Genomic DNA, 10,236 nt, shown 5'->3' with positions numbered 1-10,236 from the left:
GTCGCGCCTCCAACAACGATCTTCTGTTTGAAGGTCCAGCCGTCAGGCTCTTTGTAGATGGCCGCTAGTGTTTGGAATGAGCCATTACCACCGCCCTGGCCCTCGATGGTGAACAGGACAACAGCGTCTTCAACTCCATCCTCATTCAGGTCGACTTGAACAACCTGACGTCCTTCCTGGTATTCGCTGCCCCCACCCGTGGAGGTTTCGCTGGCAATCAGGTTCTCGATGGCCTTTGCCAGAGTCAGTGCAGGAACACCCATCGGCTGCTGCTGTGGTAGCTCGGAAGGCGGTGCCGCTTCTGCTTGAACCATCGGCTGCGGTGCTGGCTCCACAGGGGCTATGGAGCTTTGGGCAAGGTCCTGATCTTGGGGGGCATTGGCAACGTTGCCATACTTGGCAGCTGCTTCGGCATTGGGTTGAAGCCCAGCGGCTTTGACCTTGTCGATGTACCTCTTCGTGACCTCGCCTTGGATTTCCTGGAGATCACTTGGATAGAGCTCAATGACTCCTTTGCCATCGAATGGCTGAGCGTCACCGAGGAACCAACGAGAGAACCAACCCGGCCGCTTAGACTCGAGTATCTCGATTATCCTGTCCTTGACCTCTTCCTCAGTTTCTTCGTAGAGATCCCATCCCTCATCGCCGAACATCGCGATGATACCTTTCTTGTCCTCTGGGCCAGCGAGCGGCACTGACTCGAGCACATTGATGTTGAAGTCGATGGTCTTACTAACGCAGCTGTTGGTGAAGTTACCAAAGCACTCTTGACGCAGATCCTGACGCGCCATCGACAGCTTGAAATCAGTGACGGCATCACAGCCCACCATGCTTAGCAACCCACCTACTGCCAAAACCAACCTGAGATTCATCACGCAGTTCCCTTGACCATGCATACGCTTGCTCGCCCAGCTTCCAACTATGCTGGTCGCTGAGTCATTCGTTCACTTCCTGCAGATGTGAAAAAGCCCCGGTCAGGCCGGGGCTTTTCCTGCCATTCGACTTAGCCGATGCTCACGCCATGAGCTTCAGCCAGAGGCTTCAGGCCACCGGCAAAACCTTGACCGATCGCCTTGAACTTGAACTCGTCGTTGTGACGATACAGCTCACCGAAAATCATGGCAGTTTCGGTGGAGGCGTCTTCGGACAGATCGTAGCGAGCGATTTCCTTGCCGTCGGCCTTATTCAGGACACGAATGTAGGCGTTGGCTACTTGGCCGAAGGACTGCTTACGGGAATCGGCATCGTGGATGGTGACGGCGAAAACCAGCTTCTTCACGTCAACGGCCAGGCCGGTCAGCTTCACGTTGACTTGCTCGTCGTCGCCGGCGCCTTCGCCGGAGCGGTTGTCGCCCAGGTGCTCGATGGTGCCGTCGGCCGACTTCTTGTTATTGTAGAAGATGAAGCTGGCGTCGTTCAGGACTTTGCCGCTTTCGCCAGTGATGAAGATCGAGGCATCAAGGTCGAATTCGGTACCGTCGGTGACGCGCGGGTCCCAGCCCAGGCCCACGATGACTTCGCTCAGGCCCGGGGCCTCTTTCGACAGGGAGACGTTACCGCCTTTGGACAGACTTACAGCCATGGAGTGATTCCTTGTTCAGTTGAGGGTGGGCGTTAGAAGTTCATGCCGTAGCCGTTGGCCAGAGCCTTCAGGCCACCAGCGTAGCCTTGGCCAACGGCGCGGAATTTCCACTCACCGTTGTTGCGATACAATTCTGCGAAGATCATTGCGGTTTCAGTCGAAGCGTCTTCCGCCAGATCGTAGCGAACCACTTCAGCGCCGGAGTTCTCGTTCATGATGCGGATGAACGAGTTGCCGACTTGACCGAAGTTCTGCTTGCGCGCGTCGGCATCATGAATGGTGACGGTGAAGGCGATCTTGTCGACGTCGGCCGGAACGCGGCTCAGGTCGACCTTGATCACTTCGTCGTCGCCCTCGCCAGCACCGGTACGGTTGTCACCTGTATGCTCGACGGAACCGTCCTGGCTCCGCAGCTGGTTGTAGAAGATGAAGTCGGCGTCACCGCGGACTTTGCCGTTGGCGTTCAACAGGAAGGCGCTGGCGTCCAGATCGAACTCGGTGCCATCGGTAGCACGCGGGTCCCAGCCGAGGCCCACCAGGATCTTGGTCAGGGTCGGGTCAGTTTTCGACAGGGAGAGGTTGCCGCCTTTTTGAAGAGTCAGTGCCATTAGAACAGCTCCTTGTGGTTGCTACTGATTACTGATTTTCGGCTTGCGCTTCTTCCTTTTCCGGGAAGACTACGCTGGCCAGGATGCCTACCATCAAGACGCCCATCACGATGAGCAGGCTGGTGTTCGGATCGATGCTGATACCATGGTGGAACAGGTGGTCGGTTGCGTTCAGGCCCAGTTTGCCTGCAATGAAGAACAGAAGGACGATCACTGCCTTCTCCAGGTGTACCAGGTAGCGCTTCAGCGCTTCCAGGACGAAGTACAGGGTACGCAGGCCCAGGATTGCGAACAGCATCGCCGAGTAAACAATCAGGGGTTCACGACTAACCGCAATGACAGCCGGGACCGAGTCGAATGCGAACAGGACGTCGGACACTTCGACCACCACTAGGCAGAGGAACAGCGGAGTAGCGAAGAGGCCACCTTTGGCCGCCAGGCTCATGCCCTTGTTCTCGGTCTTCTGGACTTCCACCTCGAGCTTCTTACGGCTCACGAAGAAGTTGTGGCCATACAGCTTGGGCCATACCGGGAAAAGCTTTTTTGCGAAGCGGTAGGCCAGATGCTGGGAGTAGTCCTCCTCCGCTTCATCGTCGTCACCACTTTTGAGCATCATGACGGCAGTCCACGCCACGATCAGAGCGAAGACGATCTCGACCCAGGGGCCGAACGCCAGTAGGCCAGTACCGATGGCGACGAAAACACCGCGGAATACGATGGCGCCGATGATGCCCCAGTACAGGACACGGTGACGCAGACCATCCGGGACCTTGAACCAGGCGAAGATGGCCATGAAAACGAACAGGTTGTCGACGGAGAGGACTTTCTCCAGCGCATAGCCGGTGACGAACAGACTAGCCACTTCTGCGCCGTGCTGCACGTACAGGAAACCGGCGAATGCAAGGGAGATCGCCACCCAGAACACTGACCAGATGGAGGCTCGGGTCAAGGTGATCGGCTTGTCATCGCGGTGGGTGACCATGTCCAGCAGCAGGGCGGCGAGCGCTAAGCCGACGAATACCGCCATGGTCAGCGGTGGGAAGCCAATGTGAGTCGTTTCCACGTTTCAGTTCCTTACAGTTCGAAGTCTGCTGGATTCAGGCCCAGTTCCAGACAAATCAGGCGGCACGCAGCTTTCTCTTTGTCGTCGAAGTTGCCATCGGATGCGCCAATGGCGCAGGCCACGCGAACAAGCAGGCGTGCTTCACCGTCCTTACCTTTGACCTTGCTGATGGCTTTCAGAGCCTCGGCTTGGCCGATCTGGAAGTCGAATTCGAACTTACCGCAGGAGTCGTTGAACACCTTGATCACGTCGTTCAGGTTGAAGACTTTCAGTTCCGGGGAGTTATTGATGAAGCCGGTCATCTTCATCTTCTCCTCGGACCTGATTTCTCCATCTGCGGCGGAGATCAGTGCGCAGGCATTGGCAACTGCCTCCATGAAGGTCCGGTTTTTGAACTTGGCGACTTCAGTCGTCAAGGTTTCGCGGGCTTTGGCCGCATTGGTCTTTAGCCATTCGAGCATTTGTTCCCCCTCATCTAGCGGGGCCAAGCGGCCCCGCCGGATCAGTTCTTACTTGGAGCCCGCTTTCCAGCGCATACCCCAGCCGTAGGCACGGTCCATCTCTTCGTGCCCAGCGTGGAAGTCGACTCGCCGAGAGACCTTAACGGCACCATTCACGTTTTCAAGCAGAGCAATTGCACACATGCCGTGGCGCCCACCCTCCTCGTTCATGCGAACCTCAATTTCGGGTTGTCCAGGCACGAAAATGGTCACCACCCCGTCGGTAGCCTTCCAGTTGGGGGCTCCGTCATAGATAAAGGCGAAGACCAAAATGCGATTGATCTCGCTCCACTGCTTTCCGTTGATATGGAGCCATTCGCCGCCGGCAACCGAGCCAGTACGGTCATCCCCCATCAGTTGGATGTAAGGCTCCTCCCGTAGATCGCCAAAACGCTTGCCGAGTGCCTGTACAGCCCCCTTGTAGCCGTCCTGCAGTTCGAACAGGCACCCCAGGTCCAGGTCAATGGAATTGCGTTTGCCCAAGAGCCCGCCAAGAAGGCCACTCCCTCCCTGGTTCCAGTTCAGGTTGACCTTAATTTCGCCGAAGCCCGCAGAGGTCTTCTCCAGGCTGATACTCGAGCGGGACTTGTCGAGCGTCACCTTGCTAAGACTGATCGTTGACTTTGGCGCTGCAGGCGGTACCGGAGCCGGCGAAGGAGCAGGAGTGGGCGTTTGTGTCGGGGCAGTAGAGTTCTGGGCCGGACTGGCCGGCGGTGCTGCAATATCGACACCAAAGTGCTTGGCCAGCGGCTCCAGACCACCAGCAAAGCCCTGTCCGACACAGCGGAACTTCCAGGCGCCTTGGCGGAGGTAAAACTCGCCGAGGATCAGAGCGGTCTCGTTCATCCCACTTGTTGGGATCTGAGCTTCGATCCCTCCAGTCACGGCCAGCGCCAGCATCGATACGCGGTCGAAGGTCGCCTTGTTCTCGTAGATAGTCGCGGTGAGGGCGATTTTCTCCACGGCAGTATCAACTCGACTGAGGTCCACGGAGAACTCTGCGCGGCCTGCCGACGTGGCAGTCAACTGGACAGCACCACTCAGCACGCTGGTTTGACCGTAGAAGCACATATCGCCATCGCCTCGAACTTTCCCAGCAGTGGTCAGTGCGAAAGCGGAGATGTCGAGGTCCGCGCCTGGAATCGGGGTGTAGCTGATATCCACGCGCAGTTGGCCGGTGGCAACCGGCGCATTACCGCCAGGTACCAGTGTCGTCATGCGCGCACCGCCTGAATGGCCAGGTTTACGAGGTCTTCTGCAGTACGACCATTGGTGGACTGGCCGATAGCCTTGAAGTCCCAGTCGCTTCCGCTACGACTGAGACTGGCCATAACAACACCGGTATGGCGGCCTTTCTCCGCCAGGTTGAAGCGCGCCAGCTCCTGGTTTTTCGACTCGTTCAAGATTCGGCAGTAAGCGTTTTCGACTTGCTCGAAGGACTGGCCTCGGAAGCTGTTAACAGTGAACACAAGGTGCTGGACGGTGCCCGGCAGGCGCTGCAGATCGACGTAGATGGTTTCATCGTCACCAGCACCTTCTCCAGTCAAATTATCGCCAGAGTGCTTGATCGAGCCGTCCTTGGACTTCAACTGACGGAACCAGACCAGGTCCACGGGCTTCATGTTGCTATCCAGCAGGATGCAGGACGCGTCGAGATCGATCTCGTTGTTGCCGCCGCCCAGCATCTTGGAGAAGAAGCCACCGGACTTCACTGGGTCCCAACCCAGTCCGAGGCTGACCGAGGTCAGGCCACTGCCGGCAGTTTTTTCCAGCGAAATGCTCTGATTTTTGCTCAGGGTGAGTGCCATTTTACGCTCCTTGTTGATCTTCAGTGTTCGTGTGGGGGCCCGGCTGAGTCACACTCACCAGGCTCCCTGCTTCGCTAAACCGCGAGCGGGATCGCTGCCACGCGGGGTGAAAATGTCGCCAATGCGCTTCTTGCGCAACAGCCAGTAACTCATGGTCACCGCGGGTGTCTCCCCAGGCTCTCAATCGATACTGTGTGAGCGGACCGTAGACCGCCGCCAGGCGGAGTACCTTGTTCTCGCAGCGGCAGTTGTTCCCAACAATCCGGCCGGTCAACGTGCCATCTAACACCTCCAGTTCGGTCGCGATCAGCTTGATACCAAGCCGATCGGCGAAGGGGCGAAGCACCAGGGCCGGAGAAGCCGAGCAAAGCGTAACCTCAGCCCCATAGGTCAATTCGGACGTGACGGATCGTAACCCTGAAGGCCGCATGAGCATGGGCCAAACGAGTTGGCAGAATTCCGCAGCCTTCTGACCTACCCATTTGGCTTCCACGCCCGTCAGAAATGTGCTTATCAGCTGGGCCTTCAGCTCATCACGAGTCATGCCCCGGGCCAAATACCTCAGACAGGGCAGAGCCAGTCTGAGGATACGGCGAGAGAACTCGCGATTGCCGAAGGCGAACCGCAGGAACGGAACAAAGCTATCGTGCCGGGTGAGGGTGCCATCGAAGTCGAACACCGAGAGCACCTTCGCCCCTTTCGGGCCAGCCTCTAGCATTTCCAAACTCATCAGTTCGCCTCTGCCAGTCGGACGCTATGCTCCCCGCTACCCAGATCAGCGGGCTTTACCCCGTGCCACTTGGCGCGTTCGAGGATGTTTAACGCCCACTTATAGTGGGTTGCCGGCTCGCACATAGCGTCGTTGTGCTTGAAGACGGCAGGGGCCACTTCATTGACGATCAACTTGGCGCAGTTGAGGTCCTCGAGGCTCACGCGGAGCGTCTCCTGGATGATGCTGATCTGGCTTGGGTGAATAGCCGTCTTCCCGACAAGGCCATGAGTGATGTCCAGCTCCAACTCCTCTCTCAGGAGATGGGGAGTGGCGAGCTGCTCGAACACTGGAGCGGTCAGAGCAAAGCCTTGAGCCCCCATGATCCCAGCTAGCATGGGGATCACATAGCTCATGGGCGTTTTGTAGAGCGTGGTGGACGGATTGCGCCGCAGCCCAAGACAACCCATGAGGTCGTTTCCGCCGATCCGCAGCGCGATGATGCGCTGGTTCAGGTTGGCCTTCAGAGCCTGGCCAAGCTCCACCATTGCGCCCGGGTCATAAACGTCGGCCGTCTCCAGCGTGGGCATGAGGTAAAGGTTCGGGTTGCTAACCGCCTTTTCCCACGAAGGCAGGGATGTCAGGGTCAACTTGGGTACGACGAACCCGTCGACGTGCTTCATCAGGGGCCAGTCATTCAGCACCGCAGCCATCGCAGCATCGCGCGGCCGGACGAACAGCAGAGGACCATGTTCAGGCCGGCCGCCCCTGGCATCGACATCCATGAGGAGGGCCTGCAGGTTCGCGAGCGCGCTTTCGACGTCGATCGCCGCTACTGCGTCCTCCAGGCACACCACCAGTGAGCGGAGATCAGGAATCTTGGTGCCGAAAACCACATCCAGGATGTCACCGCGGGTAGCCGGCATGTACAGAGTCGCCCCGAGGGCGAACGGAGAAATCGCTTTCATCAGTTCGCACTCCGGATGATGGTCACTGCACGGTACGGGCCCAGATCCGCGCCAGCTTCCTCTACCGTCACGCCCGCGCGCTCGGTGAGATGCAACAGTAGCTGCACGTCGCTGTCGTTGCGGTCACGCACCAGCACATGATCAGGCACGCGGCGCAGGACTGCTCGGGTTGCCTCAGCTATCCCCGGCTTCACACGGTTCAGGTTGCTGATGCCAAAGCGAGTTGCCAGGGAGGACACCACGCCATCAGCGGACACTTGGAGCTTCAGTCGCTGATCTTTGGTCCATGGAGTTGTGGGATTAACTTCACCCAGCACCCCACGTTCGGCCTCAATCTTGTCGATGAACTCGCGGGTTACATCATGCTCATGCAGGTGGTCATATACCACGCAACCATGAAGGCCACCTTGAGCTGGCCAGATGGAGCGAGATACAAGGCCGGACACTGTTGCACCAAGGATGCCGGACGGGATTACCCAGTCCTCTGCAGAGGCAGCTAGCCAGGCGCGGCCACAGGGGTCTGCCAGAACAACGAGGCGAGGATCTTCAGGGAAACGCTTGTCGTCGCCCAGGGTCCGTTTGAGTTCACCGGAAATTGCACCTTTGCCGGTCCAGCCATCCACGAAGACGATGTTCTCGGCACCGTGCAACTGGATGATGGCTTCCAGAGCCACGGTATCGATCCCGCGGTCACGAATGATGCTGACGCCATAGTGGTGGGTGTCGCGTCCCATTTCGACCAGTGCCCGGCGCAGCAGGACGCCGAGGGGCAGGCCTGCGCGAACGAAGGAGACCAGGGCGATGCTGGGTCCGGTGTAGGCGGCACTCAACGCCAGGGCCAGAGACTGTACATCGGAAGCCATGCGGGTTCCGCTCTGCACCATGGCGCGGGCGTAAAGGCCCTTGTGCACATCGGTCGGAGCATGCTCCAGGCCGATCATCTCCGAGTAGTGCTTCTGATTCGTCTGAATTAGACGCTCCTTCTCCTCAACGTCAGTGACGCTCAAGTGCACAGGCTGCAGAAGAAAATGCACATCTTCAGGTGCGTAGCTGCCGCTGCCGACGGTGCTAAGGGTAGCGAGGAGATTACTCACTGATCAGCCCCTCAACTACTTTTGCCAACTGGCTGCGTGCCGGCGTCGACCACATGTGGCAGAGGTCCATGAAGCCTAGGTCGGTGATGCTGTCACCGAAGCCCAAGACCGGCCGCTCGCCGTGAATCTCATGGTCGCGGCGCAACCAGTCTTGAACAGCTAAGCGCTTGGCCAGCCCCTGAGGCAGGAAGGCGAGGTTGTTGCCGTTTGCGTGGATATGCATGCCTTCCAGCATGCCCCGGGCCTGAACCTCAGCCAGCACTTCGGTGAGCACAGCGTCGTTGGACTCGTTGTGCTTGGTCACCACGTAGTGGCGCAGACCTTCCTCCTCCACAACCCATCCACGGAGGGAGTAGCCCAGTTCCTTGCCGATCTGCAGGGTGGCCTCGCTCAGTTCTGGCAGTCTGTCTTGAAAAGTCCAGAGGGACTCGGCCATTTGTCCGTGCCAAGTCTGGTCGAGCGATCCGTCGGCTCTAAGCATTACTCCGCCATGGGAGCAAATTGCACCCTCCGTGAAGGGAAGCTTTACACGGCTGTAAGCCTCCACACTGCGTGCAGTCACAGGGACGACGTCGGCCGAGGCCAGCAGCCAGTTGATGAATGAGTGCTGGACCGGGCTCATGTACCCGTTGGGCTGACCATGCACGTCCAGGGTGGCAGCAATCCGCGGGGTGCCCTCAGCCATCTTGCGTGCGGTCTGAAACAGGGTGTCGTCAAGGTCGACGAATGCCAAGGGACGATTACCGCTCATCGACAATTACCTCCGCCTTCAGGGTCTCAACCAGTTCTACAGGGAGTGCCTGCGCGGGGGTTTCGGTGCAAATCAGAATTCGGTCAAACTGTCCGGGCTTCACGTTGTAGAGGAAGTTCGGGATGCCGAGGCCGTAGTTGTCGGAGAACGACAGCGCGTGTTCGATGGCGTGGCCCAGAGCGATGGGGGACCGGGTGGTAGAGCTGAAGTGGACATCCGCACCAGCTCGCTCCAGGCGCTCAGCCAGCAGGAAGGGACGCCAGACGAATTCGCTGGTACCAACCACGATTACTTTCTCACCGGGCTGTACCTGAATGTCCGGTGCAAGCGTATCGTCCACATGGCGAACGCCGAGGCGCCCCCAGTCATTGCGGGGCGAGAGAGGCCATTCACCAATGGAAACGGCGCCAACATCGGGCATATCCGGCATAGGCGCGGACGGATCTTCGTGAAACTGGTAGGAACCCTTCATCAGCGAGATGGCGGTGGCCGACTCTCCGATGGCTTTACGAACAGCACCTGCAGACCAGTCCGTCAGGACGCAAGTGACCACTCGCTCGAGCTGGCTCAGCCCTGCTTCGACAAGTGCTCGGTGCAGGTTGACGAAAGTCTTGCCGGTGGAGGCCTCATCGTCCACTAGGACCAGCGACCGGGCTTGAAGCATCAGATCACGTACCTCGGGATCGACCGGCAGGTGGATCAGGTGGGCGCTAGCATGGCTGTGTTCCTCCTCGAATCGAGCGAAGAGGTCGGTTCCCAGGGGGTGGCGGGTGCTGATGAGGTACATGCTGTCAGAACGGGTTGCACTGTAGGCACGGTGCACGCCGGCACCGAGGCCAACCGCTGTTTCGGCCATGCCAATCACCAGTACTGGGCCGGGCAAGTCCGACGGAATTTCTGCGGCCAGGCTCTCGAAGCTGGCAGCCATGTCCGAGGGTCGCGCCGGTATATGACGGCCCAGGACTTTGGATACGAAAAGGAATGCCCGCTTGGGATTCCGGCGCTCTGCGAAACCGAACAGGTTAGCCGGGGGAAGGACGGCGTCATCAACTTTGACCTCAAGCAGTCCCCGCTTGAGTTGGGCGCGAAGGGATGTTGGTACTACATTGCTTTCCATGAACTGCTTCCTAGTTAGGCGCGAGGTCGAGAACCT

At 58.7% G+C, this 10,236-nt stretch carries 11 protein-coding genes and 1 pseudogene; all 12 read right to left on the bottom strand.

What is annotated here, in order from left to right; all coding sequences use genetic code 11:
- Nucleotides 1-872 (bottom strand): annotated as a pseudogene (locus tag A7D27_RS24010) (hypothetical protein); the annotation flags it as partial.
- A gap of 131 nt (nt 873-1,003) precedes the next feature.
- Nucleotides 1,004-1,582 carry a TerD family protein gene (locus A7D27_RS24005; RefSeq protein WP_069566326.1) on the bottom strand — a complete coding sequence of 193 codons (579 nt, stop codon included), beginning with the start codon at nt 1,580-1,582 and terminating at the stop codon, nt 1,004-1,006.
- 32 nt (nt 1,583-1,614) lie between these two features.
- Nucleotides 1,615-2,190 (bottom strand): TerD family protein, encoded by a 576-nt coding sequence (locus A7D27_RS24000; RefSeq protein WP_069566325.1) that lies wholly within the window; start codon nt 2,188-2,190, stop codon nt 1,615-1,617.
- A gap of 28 nt (nt 2,191-2,218) precedes the next feature.
- Nucleotides 2,219-3,253 carry a TerC/Alx family metal homeostasis membrane protein gene (locus tag A7D27_RS23995; protein WP_069566324.1) on the bottom strand — a complete coding sequence of 345 codons (1,035 nt, stop codon included), beginning with the start codon at nt 3,251-3,253 and terminating at the stop codon, nt 2,219-2,221.
- A gap of 11 nt (nt 3,254-3,264) precedes the next feature.
- Nucleotides 3,265-3,714: a tellurite resistance TerB family protein gene (locus A7D27_RS23990; RefSeq protein ID WP_069566323.1), complete on the bottom strand. Its 450-nt coding sequence runs from the start codon at nt 3,712-3,714 to the stop codon at nt 3,265-3,267.
- A 48-nt stretch (nt 3,715-3,762) separates the two neighbouring features.
- Entirely contained in the window at nt 3,763-4,971 is a 1,209-nt protein-coding gene (locus A7D27_RS23985; protein ID WP_069566322.1) for a TerD family protein, read from the bottom strand.
- Nucleotides 4,968-5,561 carry a TerD family protein gene (locus tag A7D27_RS23980; RefSeq protein ID WP_069566321.1) on the bottom strand — a complete coding sequence of 198 codons (594 nt, stop codon included), beginning with the start codon at nt 5,559-5,561 and terminating at the stop codon, nt 4,968-4,970. Before A7D27_RS23980 ends, A7D27_RS23985 begins: the two co-directional genes overlap by 4 nt.
- A 1-nt stretch (nt 5,562) precedes the next feature.
- Nucleotides 5,563-6,291 (bottom strand): HAD family hydrolase, encoded by a 729-nt coding sequence (locus A7D27_RS23975; protein WP_069566320.1) that lies wholly within the window; start codon nt 6,289-6,291, stop codon nt 5,563-5,565.
- A complete protein-coding gene (locus A7D27_RS23970) occupies nt 6,291-7,238 on the bottom strand; it encodes an HpcH/HpaI aldolase/citrate lyase family protein (protein WP_069566319.1) in 948 nt (315 codons plus the stop codon). Before A7D27_RS23970 ends, A7D27_RS23975 begins: the two co-directional genes overlap by 1 nt.
- Nucleotides 7,238-8,332 (bottom strand): cysteine protease StiP family protein, encoded by a 1,095-nt coding sequence (locus tag A7D27_RS23965; protein ID WP_069566318.1) that lies wholly within the window; start codon nt 8,330-8,332, stop codon nt 7,238-7,240. The genes A7D27_RS23970 and A7D27_RS23965 overlap by 1 nt, the downstream gene beginning before the upstream one ends.
- Complete coding sequence (locus tag A7D27_RS23960) at nt 8,325-9,083, bottom strand: trehalose phosphatase (RefSeq protein WP_069566317.1); 759 nt, start codon at nt 9,081-9,083, stop codon at nt 8,325-8,327. The genes A7D27_RS23965 and A7D27_RS23960 overlap by 8 nt, the downstream gene beginning before the upstream one ends.
- Nucleotides 9,073-10,200: a phosphoribosyltransferase domain-containing protein gene (locus A7D27_RS23955; RefSeq protein ID WP_069566316.1), complete on the bottom strand. Its 1,128-nt coding sequence runs from the start codon at nt 10,198-10,200 to the stop codon at nt 9,073-9,075. Before A7D27_RS23955 ends, A7D27_RS23960 begins: the two co-directional genes overlap by 11 nt.
- Nucleotides 10,201-10,236 lie beyond the last annotated feature (36 nt).

The organism is Pseudomonas sp. 1D4 (genome assembly GCF_001728925.1).
In the GTDB taxonomy this organism is placed as follows: Bacteria; Pseudomonadota; Gammaproteobacteria; order Pseudomonadales; family Pseudomonadaceae; genus Metapseudomonas; species Metapseudomonas otitidis.
This window is presented reverse-complemented; position numbering and strand designations above follow the sequence as displayed.

Bases quoted from the DNA above. Each gene is read 5' to 3' on its own strand.
- A7D27_RS24005 (WP_069566326.1), bottom strand. From the start codon at position 1,582: ATGGCTGTAAGTCTGTCCAAAGGCGGTAACGTCTCCCTGTCGAAAGAG.
- A7D27_RS24000 (WP_069566325.1), bottom strand. From the start codon at position 2,190: ATGGCACTGACTCTTCAAAAAGGCGGCAACCTCTCCCTGTCGAAAACT.
- A7D27_RS23990 (WP_069566323.1), bottom strand. From the start codon at position 3,714: ATGCTCGAATGGCTAAAGACCAATGCGGCCAAAGCCCGCGAAACCTTG.
- A7D27_RS23985 (WP_069566322.1), bottom strand. From the start codon at position 4,971: ATGACGACACTGGTACCTGGCGGTAATGCGCCGGTTGCCACCGGCCAA.
- A7D27_RS23980 (WP_069566321.1), bottom strand. From the start codon at position 5,561: ATGGCACTCACCCTGAGCAAAAATCAGAGCATTTCGCTGGAAAAAACT.
- A7D27_RS23975 (WP_069566320.1), bottom strand. From the start codon at position 6,291: ATGAGTTTGGAAATGCTAGAGGCTGGCCCGAAAGGGGCGAAGGTGCTC.
- A7D27_RS23970 (WP_069566319.1), bottom strand. From the start codon at position 7,238: ATGAAAGCGATTTCTCCGTTCGCCCTCGGGGCGACTCTGTACATGCCG.
- A7D27_RS23960 (WP_069566317.1), bottom strand. From the start codon at position 9,083: ATGAGCGGTAATCGTCCCTTGGCATTCGTCGACCTTGACGACACCCTG.
- A7D27_RS23955 (WP_069566316.1), bottom strand. From the start codon at position 10,200: ATGGAAAGCAATGTAGTACCAACATCCCTTCGCGCCCAACTCAAGCGG.